This is a genomic window from Arthrobacter sp. YA7-1 (genome assembly GCF_025960325.1).
In the GTDB taxonomy this organism is placed as follows: Bacteria; Actinomycetota; Actinomycetes; order Actinomycetales; family Micrococcaceae; genus Arthrobacter; species Arthrobacter bambusae_A.
In genome coordinates this window covers 2181767-2200123 of sequence record NZ_CP110114.1, presented here as the reverse complement: position 1 = coordinate 2200123, position 18357 = coordinate 2181767, and the positions used below count along the sequence as shown (strand labels likewise).

21 protein-coding genes are annotated in these 18357 nt (G+C 63.5%); 15 read left to right on the top strand and 6 right to left on the bottom strand.

What is annotated here, in order from left to right; genetic code table 11:
- Positions 1–41: 41 nt before the first annotated feature.
- From OIT41_RS10360 to OIT41_RS10335, 6 genes are all read left to right on the top strand, one after another.
- On the top strand, positions 42–251 hold the full coding sequence (locus tag OIT41_RS10360; RefSeq protein ID WP_241708503.1) for a hypothetical protein: 210 nt from the start codon (positions 42–44) through the stop codon (positions 249–251).
- The gene (locus OIT41_RS10355) at positions 248–802 is read left to right on the top strand and encodes a DUF6328 family protein (RefSeq protein ID WP_264636416.1); all 555 of its coding nucleotides are present in this window, start codon (positions 248–250) and stop codon (positions 800–802) included. Before OIT41_RS10360 ends, OIT41_RS10355 begins: the two co-directional genes overlap by 4 nt.
- A 286-nt stretch (positions 803–1088) precedes the next feature.
- Entirely contained in the window at positions 1089–1388 is a 300-nt protein-coding gene (locus OIT41_RS10350) for a hypothetical protein (protein ID WP_264636415.1), read from the top strand.
- 56 nt (positions 1389–1444) lie between these two features.
- Complete coding sequence (locus tag OIT41_RS10345; RefSeq protein ID WP_264636414.1) at positions 1445–2143, top strand: SRPBCC family protein; 699 nt, start codon at positions 1445–1447, stop codon at positions 2141–2143.
- Between the two features lie 398 nt (positions 2144–2541).
- Complete coding sequence (locus OIT41_RS10340) at positions 2542–2889, top strand: hypothetical protein (protein WP_241708508.1); 348 nt, start codon at positions 2542–2544, stop codon at positions 2887–2889.
- Positions 2890–2907: 18 nt separating this feature from the next.
- Positions 2908–4800 (top strand): transketolase, encoded by a 1893-nt coding sequence (locus OIT41_RS10335; RefSeq protein WP_264636413.1) that lies wholly within the window; start codon positions 2908–2910, stop codon positions 4798–4800.
- Positions 4801–4865: 65 nt separating this feature from the next.
- Here the strand turns inward: OIT41_RS10335 and OIT41_RS10330 are convergent, their stop codons facing one another.
- On the bottom strand, positions 4866–5942 hold the full coding sequence (locus OIT41_RS10330; protein ID WP_264636412.1) for a LacI family DNA-binding transcriptional regulator: 1077 nt from the start codon (positions 5940–5942) through the stop codon (positions 4866–4868).
- Between the two features lie 163 nt (positions 5943–6105).
- On the opposite strand from OIT41_RS10330, the gene OIT41_RS10325 reads away from it, so the two are divergent.
- The 7 genes from OIT41_RS10325 (at position 6106) to OIT41_RS10295 (ending at position 11844) form a co-directional block, all read left to right on the top strand.
- Positions 6106–6969, top strand: coding sequence for an ABC transporter substrate-binding protein (locus OIT41_RS10325; protein ID WP_413542282.1), 864 nt, complete (start codon positions 6106–6108; stop codon positions 6967–6969).
- Between the two features lie 75 nt (positions 6970–7044).
- Positions 7045–7833 (top strand): amino acid ABC transporter permease, encoded by a 789-nt coding sequence (locus tag OIT41_RS10320; RefSeq protein WP_078107981.1) that lies wholly within the window; start codon positions 7045–7047, stop codon positions 7831–7833.
- On the top strand, positions 7830–8606 hold the full coding sequence (locus tag OIT41_RS10315; RefSeq protein WP_319801816.1) for an amino acid ABC transporter ATP-binding protein: 777 nt from the start codon (positions 7830–7832) through the stop codon (positions 8604–8606). The genes OIT41_RS10320 and OIT41_RS10315 overlap by 4 nt, the downstream gene beginning before the upstream one ends.
- Entirely contained in the window at positions 8606–9649 is a 1044-nt protein-coding gene (locus OIT41_RS10310; protein WP_264636411.1) for a Gfo/Idh/MocA family oxidoreductase, read from the top strand. Before OIT41_RS10315 ends, OIT41_RS10310 begins: the two co-directional genes overlap by 1 nt.
- A 71-nt stretch (positions 9650–9720) precedes the next feature.
- A complete protein-coding gene (locus OIT41_RS10305; protein WP_264636410.1) occupies positions 9721–10842 on the top strand; it encodes an NAD(P)/FAD-dependent oxidoreductase in 1122 nt (373 codons plus the stop codon).
- Between the two features lie 178 nt (positions 10843–11020).
- Positions 11021–11290 (top strand): hypothetical protein, encoded by a 270-nt coding sequence (locus tag OIT41_RS10300; RefSeq protein ID WP_241708522.1) that lies wholly within the window; start codon positions 11021–11023, stop codon positions 11288–11290.
- A gap of 206 nt (positions 11291–11496) precedes the next feature.
- Entirely contained in the window at positions 11497–11844 is a 348-nt protein-coding gene (locus tag OIT41_RS10295; protein WP_264636409.1) for a YegP family protein, read from the top strand.
- A 134-nt stretch (positions 11845–11978) separates the two neighbouring features.
- Here OIT41_RS10295 and ligD read toward each other — a convergent pair whose 3' ends face one another.
- Entirely contained in the window at positions 11979–13001 is a 1023-nt protein-coding gene (ligD, locus tag OIT41_RS10290) for a non-homologous end-joining DNA ligase (RefSeq protein WP_264636408.1), read from the bottom strand.
- A 199-nt stretch (positions 13002–13200) separates the two neighbouring features.
- Positions 13201–13731 carry a hypothetical protein gene (locus OIT41_RS10285; protein ID WP_264636407.1) on the bottom strand — a complete coding sequence of 177 codons (531 nt, stop codon included), beginning with the start codon at positions 13729–13731 and terminating at the stop codon, positions 13201–13203.
- Positions 13732–14046: 315 nt separating this feature from the next.
- Here OIT41_RS10285 and OIT41_RS10280 point away from each other — a divergent pair, with 315 nt between their 5' ends.
- Entirely contained in the window at positions 14047–15357 is a 1311-nt protein-coding gene (locus OIT41_RS10280) for a serine/threonine-protein kinase (RefSeq protein ID WP_264636406.1), read from the top strand.
- Positions 15358–15490: 133 nt separating this feature from the next.
- On the opposite strand, the gene OIT41_RS10275 is transcribed toward OIT41_RS10280, so the two are convergent.
- Positions 15491–15748: a DUF6458 family protein gene (locus OIT41_RS10275; RefSeq protein WP_078107972.1), complete on the bottom strand. Its 258-nt coding sequence runs from the start codon at positions 15746–15748 to the stop codon at positions 15491–15493.
- A gap of 226 nt (positions 15749–15974) precedes the next feature.
- Here OIT41_RS10275 and OIT41_RS10270 point away from each other — a divergent pair, with 226 nt between their 5' ends.
- Positions 15975–16316, top strand: coding sequence for a YegP family protein (locus OIT41_RS10270; protein WP_264636405.1), 342 nt, complete (start codon positions 15975–15977; stop codon positions 16314–16316).
- A gap of 72 nt (positions 16317–16388) precedes the next feature.
- Here the strand turns inward: OIT41_RS10270 and OIT41_RS10265 are convergent, their stop codons facing one another.
- Both OIT41_RS10265 and OIT41_RS10260 read right to left on the bottom strand, forming a co-directional pair.
- Positions 16389–16856 (bottom strand): hypothetical protein, encoded by a 468-nt coding sequence (locus OIT41_RS10265; protein WP_264636404.1) that lies wholly within the window; start codon positions 16854–16856, stop codon positions 16389–16391.
- The gene (locus OIT41_RS10260) at positions 16846–18150 is read right to left on the bottom strand and encodes an MFS transporter (RefSeq protein WP_078107969.1); all 1305 of its coding nucleotides are present in this window, start codon (positions 18148–18150) and stop codon (positions 16846–16848) included. The genes OIT41_RS10265 and OIT41_RS10260 overlap by 11 nt, the downstream gene beginning before the upstream one ends.
- Between the last annotated feature and the right edge of the window lie 207 nt (positions 18151–18357).

Here is an 18357-nt window from a genome sequence, read left to right as displayed (position 1 = left end):
AAGTAAGCTGAAGATATCCGGAATTGAGGAGAGGTTGGTCGATGGCCATGCGATTCGGGTCATTCTTCGGGCTGATCGTGGTGATCTGGCTCGTCGTGGGAGCGGTAGCCGCCGGTCAGCGGGGCTACTTCAACGCAGTCCCGGCACAGTGTTCCCAGTTCGCGACGATTACGTTGAATATTGTCGCCGGTCCGCTGAACTACATGGGACTGAACCCTGTGGCAGGTTGCCAATTGCCTCGGCCATCGTGAGCGATCCGGAGGATCCGTTGCTTCCTGGTCCGGCGGCCAATACCAGGCACGAGTCCGAGGACCAGCGGATGGACCGCAACTGGAACGATCTGCTCCAGGAGATGCGCGTTCTCCAGACAGGCGTCCAAATCATCGGAGGCTTCCTGCTGACCCTTCCGTTCCAGCAGCGATTCGCCACGCTGACAGAGCTGCAGAAGTGGTGGTTCCTCGTCTTGGTTGTCCTGGCGACGATGACTACCGGGCTCATGCTGGTCCCGGTCAGCCTGCACCGGCGACTCTTCCAGCATCACGTCAAATACCGGCTCGTGGCCGCCGGGAACACGATCGTCAAGACGGTCGTCGCTTGCGTCGCCGTGCTGATTGCAGGATGCGCCGGACTGATCTTCAGTGTTGCCGTGGGGCCCGAGGCGGGCTTCGCCGCCGGTGGCGGCATCCTTGTGGTGCTCGCCGCGCTCGTGCTGCTGTACCCGCTGCTTTCCTGGTCGCCTCGGCGGGGGAAGGCTGTGCCGGACGACGTATCAGGCGCGGCGCCCGAGCCGCGGGAGTCGTAGTTCGCGGCTCGTATGCCGGGCTAGTCTAGGCCCTTTCGATCAAGATAGTAAGTTTGCTGATCAATTTGCCGGAATCCATGGACAAGAGTCCGTCCGGCCTATTAGTTTCGATGTGGTGGCAAGGTCACGCGAACCGTCGAACGAAGACTGGCGTCCATCTCGTCCGGGGCCCAAGGGTCCTGCTTTTCCGAGTCCGCTCTCCAGGCCACCGGAGGAAGACGCCGTAGTAGCCGGTCCTTGATTTTCCATCAACAGGTTCAACCAGCACGGAAAGGACAGCGTGGACATGGACGAGCAGCATGCAGCCGAAGAAGCCGGGGGCTACGGAACTCCGACCCCCGACCAAGAAATGCCAGGCAACGAGGGGCAGCAGGCGAATCAGCCGAAGGAACAGGACGCCCCCACAACAGACGACGGCGACGATTCAGTCGCGGTGCCATCAGCCGATGCCGAGCTGGACGACTCCAACTCCGAAGAGAGCAAGACCGGGAGTTCTTTCTCGTCGGAGCCGAAGGGCGATGCGACCGGGCTGCCCGAGGACAAGTCCCCGAAAGACGACGACGGCGAGACATTCGACGCTGGCTAAATCGCCTGGACAACCACCAATCTCCGCAGGAACAAGCACTAGCAAGGAGCATGAACATGGCTACGGTTAATCGAACGATCGACGTGGAAGTTCCCGTTTCAGTGGCTTACAACCAATGGACCCAGTTTGAGTCCTTCCCGGAATTCATGAAGGGCGTCGAAGCGGTCGAGCAAATCGACGAGACCGCACTGCATTTCTCCACCAACGTTGGCGGCGTCAAGCGCGACTTCAACGCCCAGATCCTGGAACAGGTTCCGGATTCCCTGGTCAGCTGGGCCAGCATCGACGGACCGCGGAACGCAGGCTCGGTAAGCTTCGAGCCCCTTGGCACGGACCGTACCCGTGTGAGTGTGGAGATCGAATGGGAGCCGGAGAGCATTGCCGAAAAGGCCGGTTCGCTGGTGGGGATTGACGATATGCGTGTTTCAGCCGATCTCGACAAGTTCAAGAAATTCATCGAAGAGCGAGGCCTCGAGACCGGCGGCTGGCGCGGTTCCGTTGCCGCCGGCGATGTCGACGAATCCGGTGCAGCCGTATCCCGTTCGGCCACCACTTCGGAACTTCCCGCCGTCGATCCTGACCTGACGGCGCCGGCGGCGATGGAAGTGCCCGACGGCGGCGACGCGACTCGCGTCGGCCAGTACACCGAGGGCGACTACGGCACGGAACGCGTCACTGACCTGCCCGCGGAGCGCATCGAAGGCGACTACACCAAGGAAGACCCGGAAGCACGTCCGCATTCGACGGACCGCTGAGCCCCGTGGGGCCTGCCTGAACAGGCCGGCCCCACGGAAGTCCGATAGGAATCACCTGACATTCCGAGGAGCAAACAATGAGTGAGTTCCCTCCCGACCCGACCCGGGACCCCAACGCCGACCCCACCCGGGAGCCTGGCCCAACACCGACGCCGGAACCTGTTCCGTTCCCCGAGCCAGGGCCGACGCCCGTGCCGGCCCCCGGTCCGGAACCAAGTCCCGGACCCCATCCCGGGACCCCCGAACCGGTTCCGTTGCCCGAGCCGGGACCTTCTCCGGTCCCCGAGCCCGGTCCGGACCTTCCGTTCCCGCCCTCTAGGCCCTTGGGCGAGCCGCCACTCACGATCGTGTGACGTGGCCGTTTGGATCGTGTGACGGAAGAGATGGAGGTCCCAGGCATGACGGTGAAACTCAACAAAAAAGCCTTTGATCATGCGAAGAGCCTTATCCGGGACGACAGAGTAGTCATCGATGCCCGCGACGATTGGAGCGAGCATGCGCCGTCGACGCAGGATGAGAACGCGTTTCTGGACAAGAACGGAAGCGCCGAATATTCGAAGTGGTTTCTCGGCGTGGACGACGAGCACCCCGAAGGACAGAAGGGCCGCTACAAATTCCCCTTTGGAGACTTCAAGAAGATTCATCGATGCGCCGTGATTTCAGGCGAAAGCAGGGCCAGCCAGTACGACCATGACGATATTCGCGAAGCCTTGGGGAACTTGCTCGAGCGGCTGAACGAGCACTAAGGAAAGAGGGACCGGGGCATGTTAGAAGACAGGACAACAACCCACGCCCGGTTGGAAGCCGACGAAGCGGATTCCATCCGGGCGCTGGCCACGCAATTGCGCGTGGATTCCATCAGGTGCAGCACCAACGCCGGCTCGGGTCATCCCACGTCGTCGCTGTCCGCCGCGGATTTAATGGCGGTGCTCCTCACACGGCACCTTCGCTACGACTGGGAACGCCCGGAACTGCCGAACAACGACCACCTCATCTTCTCCAAGGGACACGCTTCGCCCCTGCTGTATTCCATGTATCGGGCCGTAGGCGTCGTGGAGGAAGATGAGTTGCTGAATACCTACCGGCAGTTCGGCGCCCGGCTACAGGGCCACCCGACGCCGGTTCTGCCGTGGGTCGACGTGGCGACCGGCTCGCTGGGGCAAGGGCTGCCGGTCGCCGTCGGGGTGAGCATGGCCGGACGGTACCTGGACAAGCTGCCCTTCCATACCTGGGTGTTGTGCGGAGACAGCGAACTAGCCGAAGGGTCCATCTGGGAAGCCCTGGACAAGGCGGCCTACTACAAGCTCGGCAACCTCACGGCCATTGTGGACGTCAACCGGCTCGGTCAGGACGGCCCTACCGAACTGCAGTGGAACATGGACGCCTACTCCAGGCGGGTTGAGGCTTTCGGGGCCCGGGCCGTCATCATCGACGGCCATGACCTAGCCGAGATCGACGACGCACTGGACCGGGCGCGGAGCGATCCAGACCAGCCGACCGTCATCCTGGCAAAGACGATTAAGGGTAAAGGTGTGCCTGAGATCGAAGACCAGAACGGCTGGCACGGCAAGGCGCTACCGGCAGACATGGCCGAGAAGGCCATAGCAGCCCTCGGCGGTCCAAGCAGCGTCCACGTGACCACCAGGCCTCCGGAGCCGGGTACCCCGGCAATCACGCCGGACACACACGGTGCGGTAAAACTTCCGGAGTGGAAGGTTGGCGACAAAGTAGCGACCAGGGCCGCCTTCGGCGCCGCAGTGTCCGCGCTTGCGGTCCGCCCCGAAGTGGTTGTCCTTGATGGCGAGGTAGGGAATTCGACCCACGCCGGAGACTTCAAGGAGGTAGCGCCTGAGCGGTATTTCGAAATCTTCATTGCCGAGCAGCAACTCGTCGCCGCAACCATCGGCCTCTCGGTACGTGGATACGTCGCTTTCGCCTCAAGTTTCGCGGCTTTCCTGGTTTCGCGGCCCTTCGACTTCATCCGCATGGCCGGAGTCTCAGAAGTGGACATACGGCTCGTCGGCACGCACGCCGGCGTTGAAATCGGGCAAGATGGTCCTTCGCAAATGGCCCTTGAGGACATAGCAGCCATGCGGGCAGTGCACAGTTCCACTGTGCTCTATCCGGCCGACGCCCCATCCACGGCGCAGCTTGTGAGCACGATGGCGGACACGCCTGGAATCTCCTACCTGCGGGCCACCCGTGGAGCCTACCCCGTGATTTACGGGCCGGACGAACAATTTCCCCTCGGCGGAAGCAAAGTCCACGGCGCCGGCCCCGACGACCAGGTGGCGCTTATCGGCGCCGGCGTCACGCTCCACGAGTGCCTCGCGGCCGCCGAGCAACTGGCCGAGTCCGGAATCAAAGCCCGAGTCATCGACCTCTACTCCATCAAGCCGGTCGACGTCGAGACCCTGCGCCGGGCGTGCCTCGAAACCGACGGCCGGATAGTTGTCGCGGAAGACCACTACGCCCAAGGCGGCATCGGCTCGGCCGTCCTCGAAGCGCTCGCGAGTGCAAACACGCCCAAACTCCATCTGGCACTGCTCGCGGTGAGGGAACTGCCGGGGTCCGGAGAACCCAAGGACCTGCTCAACGCTGCGGGTATTTCCGCACGCCACATCGCGGCCGCAGCGCGCGACCTCGTCATGGACTGATGACAGGCAACATCACGGCGGCCGGGCCTGCAGGCCCGGCCGCCAGCGCAGTTTGCCGAATGGATCTAAACCCTCGCAGCACGTGGCATTGCGACCGAACCGCGCCGGATCAGCCGGGCGGAGAACCCGGGTCCGTTGGCCGCAGGCTTCCGGCCCTCGATTTGCCGGATCAGGGCGCCGGCAGCGGCCACGCCCATTTCGTACACAGGCTGGGAAACGACGGTCAGGGGTGGGCTCGTCAGGCGTGTCCAGGAAAAGTCGTCATACATCAGGAACGAAACATCCTCGGGGATCGAGAGGCCCAGCTCCTGAATGGCTTCGACGACGCTGAGTGCTATGAGGCCGTCGGACGCCACAATGGCAGTGACCGGCTCGGGCATGAGCAAGAGCCCGCGGGTGATATTCCGGATTGAATCCGCGTCGCCGGCGTTGAGCCGCACGTGGTCCTCCGGGAGCGTCAATCCGATTTCGGAGAAGGCGCGCTCCATGCCCTCAAGCCGCTCGGAGATCTGCGAAGAATCCAGCACCATTCCAGACCGGTACGGAGAGCCGGTCTTGAGGGTGGAGACAAACGCGATCCTGCGGTGGCCGGCCTGAAGGAGATACCGGGTGGATTCGTAGGAAATCCCAGTCATGCTTACCGCGATGGTTTCCACGTCCAACCCCTCGGCTTTTCGGTCCAGGAGCACCAACGGCCGCCCGGACTCGTGAACGTCCTGTAAATGTTTCGTTTCAACGGACGACGCCGGCGCCACGATCAGTCCGTCCACGCGCTTATCGAGCAAGACCTGGACCGCTTCGGTTTCCGCGGTGAGTTCCTCGTCTGTGTTGATCAGAATGACGTTGTAGCCGCTTTTCTTGGCAGTGTCCGTAATGCCCCGCGTCGCGAGTCCGAAGTGAGGGTTCTCAATATCACCCACCACGACTCCGATCGTGTTGGATTTCCCCGTGTTCATGCTGCGGGCCAGTTCGTTCGGCCGGTAGGAAAGTTCCTCTGCCGCCGCTAGCACGCGGCTCCGGACATCCTCGCTGACGGCCCCGTAATTTCCCAAGGCACGTGCGGCCTGGGCCTTGGACACCTGTGCCGCCTTCGCGACGTCGGCAACGGTAATCTCGCGCCGCCTCGAACCATTGCTGCTCATGCATGCCTTCCGAACGGGCCTTGACGGCCAGTGTGCCTTGGGTTACATTTTTTGCAACCCCCTGTGAGTCCGGTCTCAATCCTAACTACTGAGACCGGACTCAGCAAGGGGAATTCCGTAAGGCTTTAAGGCCGCCTCGCTTCTCATGATTGGAAAATTTGCTGTGACTAAACGACTGAACTTCCGCCCCGGAGTGATCGTTGCGGCTGCTGTCGCAGCCCTCCTGGCACTGAGCGGGTGTGGCGGATCGACCCCTGCCTCGTCGTCGACCGCCGGAAACCCTTATGGCCTGATAGAACCTGGCACTATCCGCGTGGCCAGCCTGGGAGACGCCAAGCCCTACACGTTCACGGACGCCTCGGGAAACTTCACAGGTTTCGACGTCGAACTCTTCAAAGATGTCGCGCACCGCGCCGGAGTGGAGAAGGTCGTCTTCACCGGACAGGACTTCTCGGCGATCCTGCCGGCCGTCGCCAACGGACAGTTCGACGTCGGCGTCGCCGCCATCGGCATCACGGACAAGCGTAAACAGACCGTGGACTTCTCCAACGGCTACCTCGCCGGATACCTGACCGTCCTGACGACCAAGACCTCAGGGATCAAGGATGTCAGCGGCCTTGCCGGAAAGCGGCTTGGCGTGGTCCAAGGCACCCTGCAGGAGGCCTACGCAGTGAAGAACTTCCCCACCGCGAACCTGGTGCGCTTCCCGGACAACAACTCCGCGATCTCGGCAGTGAACAGCGGTTCGGCTGACGCCCACTTCCTTGACTACGAGGCCGCCAAGTCCTACGAACAGCAGTTCGGCCTGGTCAGCGCGGCCGATATTCCGTCCTTTGACGCACCGGCCGGCTTCGCGTTGGCCAAGGACAAGACCGCCCTCAAGGATGCCCTGAACAAGGGACTGGCCGCGGCGATGGAAGACGGTACCTGGGAGAAGCTCTACCAGAAGTGGTTCCCGGGATCCCCGATGCCCACGCAGTACCTGCCCAAGGCTGAGCAGACCGCCAGCCCGGCGCCGAGCAAATAGCCCAACTGCCTGACGGGCGGGCGTCCCTTTCGCGGTCCGCCCGCCCCGACGGCCACCTAAGTCTGAGAGCAAACCATGGACTGGTTAAGCACCATCACACGTACATTCTTCGATTTCGGCGCGATGGCCGAAGTCCTGCCGCAATTGATCGGCGTCGGCCTTTTGAACACCCTGATCATTTCGGTCTCCGCCACGATCATCGGCGTGGCACTAGGCATGGTCGTTGCTGTCATGGGGATCTCATCCTCGGCGTGGCTGCGCGTCCCTGCCCGCATCTACACCGATCTGTTCAGGGGCCTGCCGGCCATCCTCACCATCCTTCTGATCGGCCAAGGCTTCGCCCGGCTAAGCCAGTCGATCTTCGGCCCCTCCCCCTACCCGCTCGGCATCATCGCGCTGAGCCTTATCGCCAGCGCGTACATCGGGGAGATCTTCCGCGCCGGCATCCAAAGCGTTGACAAGGGCCAAGGCGAGGCATGCCGTGCCCTGGGCATGAGCTATGCCAAATCAATGCGGCTCGTGGTGGTGCCGCAAGGCATCCGCCGGGTGCTGCCCGCCCTGGTGAACCAGTTCATCGCCATCGTCAAGGACTCTTCACTTGTGTACTTCCTCGGCCTGCTTGTCAGCGAGCGCGAGCTCTTCCGTGTGGGCCAGGACGCCGCCGTGCTCTCCGGGAACCTGTCACCGCTGGTCATGGCCGGTGTCTTCTACCTCGTGATCACCGTCCCGCTGACCCACCTCGTGAACTACTTCGACAGCCGATTCCGCACGGGCCGCCGTCGTCCGAGCGCGCCGAGCAGCGGCCTCAAGGAACTCACAGAACTCGACGCGGCATCGCCGCTGATCACCGGGAGCAACACATGAGCGCCAACACCAGCACAAACAACACCGCCGCCGGTGTCCAGACATTCCACGGTTCCAGCCTGGAGTTAAGAAACCTGACCATGGCCTATGGCGACATCGAGGTGCTGCGCAACGTCAGCCTGAACGTTGCCCCCGGCACCACCACCTGCATCATCGGCCCCTCCGGATCCGGCAAGTCGACCCTGCTCCGTGGCGTCAACCGGCTCCACGAACCCAAGAGCGGTGATGTACTCCTGGCCGGTGAAAGCGCACTCGCGGTCAAACCGGACATCCTGCGAAGCCGCATCGGCATGGTGTTCCAGCACTTCAATCTCTTCCCTGACCACACCGCCCTGGAGAACGTTGCCTTGGCGCTCTGGAGCGTGAAGGGAATGTCCAAGACCGCAGCCAGGGACCGTGCCCGCCGCAGCCTCGCCGAAGTGGGGCTCGCCGAACGGGCGGACCACCGCCCCCGCGACCTCTCCGGCGGCCAGCAACAGCGCGTGGCCATCGCCCGGGCGCTGGCCATGGAACCGGAGGTCATGCTCTTCGACGAAGCCACGAGCGCACTGGACCCCGAACTCGTCAAAGGCGTATTGAACCTCATGGCGGGCCTGGGTCGGCGCGGCATGACCATGTTGGTTGTCACGCACGAAATGGGCTTCGCCCGGAAAGTCGCCGACCAGGTGGTCTTCATGGATGAGGGTGAAGTCGTAGAGTCAGGCACGCCTGTAGACCTCTTCGACAACCCACGCAGTGAACGGCTCCAACGATTCCTTTCGGAGGTGCTGTAATGGCGAACGCCACCCCCTCTCCTATCCGCACGGCCATCGCCGGATTCGGGGTTTCCGGGAAAGTCTTCCACGCGCCGCTGATCGCCGCCGACCCCCGCTACTCCCTCGATGTCATCGTCACGGCAGACCCGCAGCGGGCAGCGGAAGCGGCAAGGCTGTATCCCGGTGCACGGATTTTCCCCACCCCGGAAGCACTGTTCGCAGTAGCTCCGGACCTGGACCTCGTGGTCCTGGGCACTCCCCCGCTCACCCATTTCGATCTCGCCGCGACCGCGATCGCCCATGGCCTCGACGTGGTGGTGGACAAGCCCTTCGCCACGACCTCGGCGCACGGCGAAGAGCTCATCGCCAGAGCATCCGACGGCGGTGTGCGGCTAACGGTATTCCAGAACCGCCGGTGGGACGCCGATTTCCTGACACTTCGTAAGGTCGTGCGGGAAGGCGGCCTCGGCGAGGTCCGAACCTTCGAATCGCGATTCGAGTGGTGGCGCCCGGAAGGCTTCGGCAATTGGCGTGACAGTGCGTCCTTGGGCGAAGGAGGCGGCATCCTCCATGATCTCGGCGCCCATTTGATCGACCAGGCCATCCAGCTTTTCGGTCCCGTCGAAGATTGCTACGGCGAAACGGCCAACCATGGACCGCACCCGGACGGCGCAGACACCGAAGCGTTTGTGACCTTGCTCCATAGCTCAGGAGTGCGATCGAGGCTATGGATGAACGGCATGGCTGCCCAAGCAGGTCCCCGGTTCCATATCCTCGGTTCCAAGGCCGGCTACACCAAGTGGGGACTCGACAGCCAGGAGGCGGCCCTCGCGGCCGGACTCCCGCCGTCGGATCCCGCCTATGGCGTTGAGCCCGTAACTTCCTGGGGCGTGATGGGGACTGACGGAGGCCCTGAGCCCGTCCCTGCCCAGACCGGCGCCTACCCCCGGTTCTATGCCGAACTCGCGGCCGCCATCCGCGGGGAGGGGCCATTGCCTGTGGACCCCGCGGAATCACTTGAAACCCTCAAAGTCATCGAAAGAATCCACGCCTTCGCGTAGGCGGATCTTTCCAGCCATGCCACCGTCCGCCTCGTGCGGCCGGCAACCACACCCCAAAGAAAGGGAGACTCATGTCCTCCACGCCCCCTACCAAGCATGTCGTCGTCATCGGCGGCGGCATCCTTGGAGTCTCCACGGCGGTCCACCTGCTCCGTGAAGGCGCGTCCGTTGTCCTGCTGACCGAAAAGGGCCTCGCGAGCGAGGCCAGCGGCCGTTCCCTGTCCTGGCTCAACTCCGCAGGAGAACGCTCCACCCCTTACCACCAACTGCGCCTCGCGGGGGTCGACCGCTACCGTACATTGTTCGCCGCGGATCCACACCGTGAATGGCTCCAGTTCGGCGGCGGCCTCATGTGGAACGCCGCCGGACAGCAAGCGGCCACGGAATCACGCCACGCCTACGAGAAGTCGGTCGGATACGACTCCAAGCTGCTGACTCCTGAAGAGATTGACTTCGCTACCCCTGGCATCAATGCAGGTGCAGTCCCGGAGTTCGCCATTTTCAACCCGGGCGAAGGGTGGGTCAGCCTCCCTGAGCTCATCGAGTTCCTTCTGGAGGAATTCCACGCCCGCGGTGGCCAGCTCGTCCCCAACGCCGGCAAGGCTTCCGTCACGGTCGACGGCGGCCGTGCCACCGGCGTCGAGACTGTTGCCGGCGGGACCTATCGAGCCGACGCCGTCCTTGTGGCTTGCGGTGCCGCTACCCCTGCCGTCGTCGCACCACTCGGCGTCGACATCCCGAACGCCTCCCCCGTCTCGATGCTGGTGCTGACCAAAGCCGTGGACCATGAGGTGAGAGCCGTGATGAACACCCCCCGCGCCGCCATCCGGCCAAACCCGGAAAACACCTTCGCGCTGGACCACGATTGGTACGAAGAGCACATCACCGAGCACGAAGACGGTTCCTTCAGCATCCCGGATGGCATCGTCCAGGAGCTCGCCGACGAGGCGTCCAAGCTCATCGCGGGCCGGCCCGAGCTCAAGCCGGCATCCTGGAAGATCGGCTACAAGCCCATTCCGGGCGACGGCGAACCCGTGCTCGGAGAGCTCGGCCACGTGCCGGGCTGTTATGTCGCTTTCACGCACTCGGGAGCCACGCTCGGACTCATCGTGGGCGAACTGCTGGCGGGCGAAATCCTCACGGGAAGCAAGCATCCCATGCTCTCCACCTTCCGCCCCGGCAGGTTCTCCTAGCCGCGCAGGATGGCTGGCTGCCCAAAGGGGGCCAGCCATCCCGCATGTTGTTCGCGTCACAAACCGTCGTTTCGATGCCATATTCGTCGTTCTGAGCAATAAGCGGTGAACAAGCCGGGCGCCCTCATTACTATCTAGTGGTGGGGGCGAATTCCGGACCTAGCTGGGAGTTGCCGGGATGAAAAATCAGGAGCTGGCAGTGTCGGAACCTTTGGAGTCTCAAGACCCGCTCGTCGAGCCGGAGCCCGTGCTGGTTCCGGGTGACAAGGGTGACACCCTGGCTGCCCTGCGTGGGCAAGCACAGGAAATCATCGACGAAGTCCTCGGCGGAACCGAACCGAGTGGCGAGCATCTCCGGGCGAAACTACGGTCCAGCATTGCCCGACACCCCGGATACCCCGAGCTGGCCCTGCTCGAACACCTGATGAACCGGGCCAGCGGCAGCTGACTCGTCCCGGAGTTGCACACGTTTTACACAGGGTTTACCCACGCGGTCTTGTTAGCGTCGACGCAGTCAGCACAGACTGAATATCACGTGAAAAACGATTCACGGTGGTTGTTCAACCAGAGCAGCGGACGAGGACTGCAGTGATGCTCCGTCCTCGCCGGTAGTGAAGTCGCTACCGAGCAGGATCCGCAGACCGGGAGGTAGCAGTGGCCGGCATATTCGAAGTGTTCGTTGACGGGGAATCGCTTTTCAGGTTCCGCCTCAAATCACCTGACGGAACGGTCATCGCTGTTTCGACGCCATTCAAGGACAAAACAGCGGTTGTCGCCGGAATCGCCGCGGCGCGGGAGTGCGCGGGCATGGGGCTGGTCACCGACCTCTGCCCGGCAACGGGCGTGCGCCAGCCGGCCGCGACCGTTCTTCCGGGCGCGATCCCGCACAATGCGGCTTCCCAGGGATGTGATGAACCGCGCAAGGCCGCCAACGGATTCCGCACGCATGCCAAGGAACTAGGTCGGGCGTCGGCCGCGCCCAGATGGACCGGCGCGGCTTAAGAGGTTGACAGCGAAGGACCGACGGCGCACTGGGGGACTTACCTGGGTCTCAGCAGGCAAGATGCGCCGCCGGCCGTTTTGGTCCAGCCCCCATTCTCCCACTCATCGCCCGCCGAGGCCACTATCCGCGCCCGTCAGACAGGCTTGCGCGCTCGGCTCGGCTGCACACGCGTCGGCTCGCCCGGCATCTTTGGATAGTCAGGCGGGAACGGCATCTCCCCAAGCCCCGCGGCGACGTCGCGTTCCCACCATTGAAGCAGCACGTCGATCTTCCCCGCTTCGGAATTCATCGCACTCCACGGATCGCCGAGGGTTTTCAACCTGCCAGGCACGCTCAGGATGGTGAAGTTTTTCGGGTCCGCTGATTCAAGTTCGTTCCACGTGATGGGACAAGAGACCGGGGCATGGGCGAGCGCCCTCGGGCTGTACGCGCCGGTTATGGTCCGGTCACGGTTGGCTTGGTTGAAATCGACGAAGACCCGTTCACCGCGTTCTTCCTTCCACCAGGCGGTGGTCACCTTGTCCGGCATTCGGCGCTCGAGCTCCCGGGCGGCTGCAATCACGGCATGCCGTACGTCCAGGAACTCATGCGAAGGCTCAATCGGGGCATAGACGTGGAGTCCGCGGTTTCCGGAGGTCTTGATGAAAGTGGTCAACCCGGCCTCCGCGAGTACGTCTTTCAACGCAAGGGCCGCGGGAATCGCGTCGTCGAAATCCGTTCCCGGCTGCGGGTCCAGGTCGATCCGCAGCTGGTCAGGGTTGTCCGTGTTTTCGACCCGCGAGGGCCAAGGGTGAAAGACCACTGTGTTCATCTGGACGGCCCACACGGCTGCTGCTGGCTCATCGAGCACCAGTTGGGGATGCGAGCGCGCACTCGGATAGACAACCTTCACGGACCGGATGAAGTCCGGTGTTCCTTTCGGCGGATTTTTGGAGAAGAACTGGTCGCCGTCGATGTTGTCCGAAAAGCGCTGCAGCGAGATCGGCCGATCGCCGTTCGCAGAGATGAATGCGTCCCCGACCTCAACGATATAGCGCGCGAGATCCAGCTTGGTCAGGCCGAGCTCCGGCCAGAGGACGCGGCTTGGACTGGAGATCCGTATTTCGCGAGGACCGTTCGGCCCGTCAACGGTGAGGGTGGTTGCTTCGGTAGCCATGGGGACAAGCTACCCCGGCCCTAGCCTCAGTGTCTGCAGCCTGAATGGATTGTGCAAACCGCATCTTCGTCGGATTCCTGTTCCGCCCCTAGCCGAGACCATCTTCTCCCGCTTCGGGCAACCCCGCAGTGGGAGGGCAGATGAGCACCTCCCGCTACGGGATACACGCGCCGCAGCCAGCCTTGGGGCTGAGAACCGCTTAGCGCTCCCCTGCGTCCGGGGTGCCCTCGGTGTGGGCGGGGTCCGTCTTGTGCTGGTCCTCGCCCTTGGACCCGTGGTCCGTCTCGCCGTGTCCGGCGTCCTTGTCCTTGGCTTCCTTCATTCCGTCGTGGTCACGATCAGCCGGCTCGACCGCCGGGGTATGGGAGGACGGTGACGAATGGGTAGGGGGCGGCGTTGATGAACCGGGAGCTGGGGCCGGAGTGCCCGGCGCATCCTCAGCCGGTTCCGCCGCGGCTGGAGCCGACGACGACGGCTCCGGGGACTCCGCCCCAGGAGCGGTCGCAGGGAGAACCGCCGTCGTCGAGGGTACCGCCGTCGTCGGGGTCGCCGGTGAGGAGACCCGAGGGGACGACGGCGACGGGCTGGCCGATGCGGTGGACGTTGGCGCAGGCGCTTCGGTGGTGGCGATGCTGGTAAAGGCGGCAGCGCCGCCCCCTGCTGCGATGGCGCCCGCTGTGATCAGGGTGATCACGGCTTTGCTGGCTGCAAGGCTGGTCAGGATAGGCATTGGAGACCTCCGGAATTCTCTTCTTGATTGCTCATTGGATATTTCACGGACTGGGTTGCGGTTGCCTCACCGCGCGTTCCGGTATCGGAACTCCCACAGCCACGCTAGGCACAGAAGCCGCTGGATATCAGCCCTGAGGGGGAACGATCGCGCATTTGTTCACCCACCGTTCACCTCACCGCGGCACTTGCGGCCGGACCGTACCCTTGGGTCCGTGCGGGACGATTACCCCAGCGGGAACGAATGTCCGCGGCCAGGCAAACGGGGCCTAGACTGTACGGGCTCCGTCGGTTCGAAGAAAAGCGAGGTGTGAGCGTGCCTGATGGCCCAATCACTGGAGACAGCGATGCGCTGGTAGCAGCTCGGTACAGGCTGGGAACCCTGATCGGCCGAGGCGCGACGGCCTCGGTGTACCGGGCGCGGGATGAGAGGCTGGGCCGCGAGGTGGCCCTGAAACTCTTTGCTCCCCTGCTGGGCGGGCCGGACGAGCTTGCCCGGCATGAGAACGAGATGCGGCTCCTGGCGACCTTCAACCATCCGTCACTCGTCACTCTCTTCGACGCCGGTACCGACCATCGGGATCCGGAGCATGCCAGGACATTCCTCACGATGGAACTGATTCACGGTCCGGACCTGTATGCCAGGCTCCGGGACCGGCCGCTGACGACCCAGGACGTAGCCCACATCGGGGCGGATCTGGCGTCGGCCCTGGAATACGTCCATGGGCGCGGGATCATCCACCGCGACATCAAACCTGCGAATGTCCTCCTGCCTGATGCCCCCGTGGGATCCCCGATCCGGCCCAAGCTCACCGACTTCGGAATCGCCCGCATCATCGAGGGCACGCGCTTGACCGCAACAGGCACCATGGTGGGAACCGCTGCCTACCTGAGCCCGGAACAGGCCACTGGCTCTGCCCTCGGACCGGCCAGCGACATCTATTCCCTGGGACTTGTCCTCCTCGAATGCCTGACCGGAAAGCTCGAATACCCGGGAACCAGCGTGGAGTCGGCCGTTGCGAGGCTCCACCGCCCGCCACGCGTGCCCGATACCTTCGGAACGCAGTGGGTTGACCTCCTGACCGCCATGACATCGACCGAACCCTCCGCGCGACCTGCCGCGCGAGACGTTGAGCAAGCCCTGCGGAACGGCTTCAGTACCGGCGTCCCTGCGGCGATGCCCGTTCGCGGCAACGGAGCCACTCAGACCCTTCCCCGTATGCCCGACCGTCCGCCCCGCACAGCCAAGGCAACCACGCAGACGCGCGTTCAGCCGGTGGCAACGGCAAGCGAAAGCGCGGGCGGCAGCACCGTCGTCGGGCCGACCGTACGTAGCAGCCGCCCATGGCGGGGAAAGGCGCCGAGGCGCCCGCGTGGCGCGGCATGGGCTGTCGGGGCCGTCCTGCTTACCGCTGCCCTGGTGGTCATTGGCGTCAGCGCCATCCAGCCGCCCGCTCCCGCGGCCCCTGCCCCCTCCGTCTCGGCAACACCAACGCCCACACCCAGTGCCTCAACCCCGACGCCGACGCCAACGCCATCACCGAGCGTTGAGACATCGATGCCGGTTGCGCCGGTTCCCGTGGCCCCGGCGCCGGGACGCCACAAGGGCAAGGGCAATGGCGGTTAGGAGCCGGCGCCCGGGCTGAAGCCAGCCGGCTTGCCGGATCGAGCCGTCGGCAACGGCGCGTACTAAAGACATGCGGATGCATCGAAAAAGGGAGGGGCGGCGTGCCGACCCTCCCTTTCGTTTCCTGCTGTTGCTAGATACCGCCGTCGCGGGTGTCCCGGGTCACGATGCGGTCCCCCGTGACGGGGTCGACGGTGGCGCGGCTTTCGCTGATTCGGCGGGTCCGGCGCGGGCCGAACACGAAGAGGGAAACGATCAAGCCGATAACGCCGACCACCATGAGGATGTAGCCGACCATATGAAGGTCGATGAATGACACGACATCTCCGGGGATGGCGAAGGCCAGAATGGCGCCTATCGCGATAAGGAAGATGGATGATCCGATACCCACTGCTGTACCTCCTGCTGAACCGCGGACCCGGCGGTGGCGGGTATTACTAAGGTTACTTTGCATCGCCAAAGCTACACGTCGGCACTTCATCCGGCAACCACGTGCCGAGGATCCGGCATCTCTACGGCATCTCACCCCCAAAAACACTAAGGGTGCTTTGCATTTTCAGTGCCTGCCGGGTACCGTCCAATAAGGACCACGTGTCTCTATTGGGGGAGGTCAGCAAATGGCAGGAAAGTTTGAACTGTTTGTCGATGCCCGGGAACGGTACCGGTTCCGGTTGAAGGCAGCGGACGGGACCGTCATGGCCGTCTCGAAGGATTTTGAGACCAAACGAGCTGCGGTGGCGGGAATCCGCGAGGTGCGGGCATGTGCCGGAATGGGACTGATCACAGACCTGTGCCCGGCCCAGCCGGCGACGTCCGTAGCAGCACCGGAAACCTCCCCGCCGGCTTTGTCCGAAGCGGTGCCGCCACGCGGCCGGCATTGGCTCGGCCGGACCTTTATCGTTCGCAGGCGCGGCCACAAAGCGCTGGCGTCCGCTCGATGGCTGAACCCGGTCGAGTAACAATAGAAGCCGGCCAATAGCTCAGGACGGCAGAAAAGGCCGGGACTCATGTCCCGGCCTTTTCCATCGCATTTAGTAAGGCTTCCCGGCACCTGGTGGCCGGGTGGTCCACTCGGTTTCGGTGGCGCGCATCCAGGGATACGGCAGGAGTTCTTCGAGGCTGACGGTCCCCACCTCTCCCCCGGCATCGACTAGGACAGTTGCCTCGGGCCCGTAGTTCCGAAGCAGTTCCCGGCACACCCCACAAGGATTGGTGACCTGGGGCTCACCGTGGTCGTCCATGCTGACCGCAACGGATGACTCGATGGAGGTTTCCTGCGCCATCCTGGCGTTGGCGAGGGCGCTGGATTCGGCACACACATTGATTCGTTTGGAGCCAAGGTGAAGGCCGAGGTAGATCGCCCCTGAGGCACCCCGCATGGCGGCGGCGACGCGATGGTTCTCGCTGTGATGAGCCGTGAGAAGCAGTTCACGGGCCGCCGTGTAGAGCTCCACGTCCGGCTGGCTGAGGTCAAACGAGATCAGATTGCTAGCTCCCAATGAAGATGCCGCTCTTCCGACGCGCCAAGACGTAGAACACGATGCTCAGCACGGAGAGTACTGCGACGTAAACCGGGAAGATCCACGCTGCATTCATGGACTGGAGCCAGACCAGGAGGTACGAGGCCGTGCCACCGAAGATTGCCACGCCAATTCCGTAACCGAGGGAAGTTCCGGCGCCACGGCAGGATTTGGGCATCAGGGAACTGGTGACGACGTTGTACAGGGTCATGTTCAGGACCAGGACAACCGAGCCGCCCAGGAGGACCGCGGCGAATCCACCGATGCCCGGACGGACGTACATCAGCATCAGGAAGACCGAAGGAATGGACAAGGCGCGGGTGATGAGGAACCACTTGGAAATCGACTTGCCGTCGGCGAGCTTGCCGACAACCAGGCTACCGACAACCAGCACCGCTCCGAGGATGGTGGTAAGGGCGAAGACGGCGGTCGCGTCTTCCTTGAAGCTGCTGCGGGCCGCGGTGGGCAGTCCCGTATTCCAGGCGTAGTTGTAGGCCTGCGCCGCTCCAACGACGAACGTGATGGCCAGTACGCTCAGCCAATGCTTGCGCACTCCGCCCCACACGGCTTTCGAGGAGTTTTCCGCAAGCTCCTCCGGACGCATGGTTTCCGGAAGGGTCCGGCGAAGGTAGACCACGATGAATCCGAAGATTGCGCCCACGATGAAGGGAACACGCCATCCCCAGTCGGCCATGACAGCGCCGCTGAGCATCAGGCTGCACAGGTAGCTGACCAGCGAGGCGAGCAAGATGCCCGAGTTGACGAAGAAGGAGATGATGCCTGCGACGAACCCTTCGCGACCCACCGGAACCAGTTCCACGGCGTGTGCGGTGGAAAGAGGAGCTTCAACACCGGTGGAGATGCCCTGGACGATGCGGCAGACCAGGAGGATCATGCCGGCAGCGCCGCCGATCTGCTGGTACGTCGGGCAGAGGGCGATGACGAGCGTGGTGATGGCCATCATCATGATGGACCAGAGCATCACTTTTCGACGCCCGATTCTGTCGGCGAAAGTACCGAGCAGGACGCCGCCCAGCGGACGGAACGCGAAGCCGACGGCGAAGACCGCCAAGGCGTTGAGCGTCGCGGCGGTGGGGTCCTGCGAGGGGAAGAACTTTGGCCCGATGAAGGCCGACAGGAGTCCGAAGACCATCCAGTCGTACCACTCAAGGGTGTTCCCGAGACCGAGGCCCAGCAGCCCACGGCGGATTTCCGGAGAGAGCCGGGACTTCCGGGCGCTCTCCGGGCCATTCTTGACGACAGTGTCAGTCATGATTCTTTCCTTCCTCCGCACCTTCGGGTGCGTGAGGGTACGGATCACCGTTGACATCCAGGGGGTATGGACGGTGATCGAAACTATCATTTTGGCTTGGTTCGGCAGGGCCGAACCGACTCACCTCATGGGAAGCGAGTTAGCCCAGATAGCTACGCGTGCCTCTTCGTAGCGCTTTGAAGCAAACGGGGACATCCAGTCCGGAAA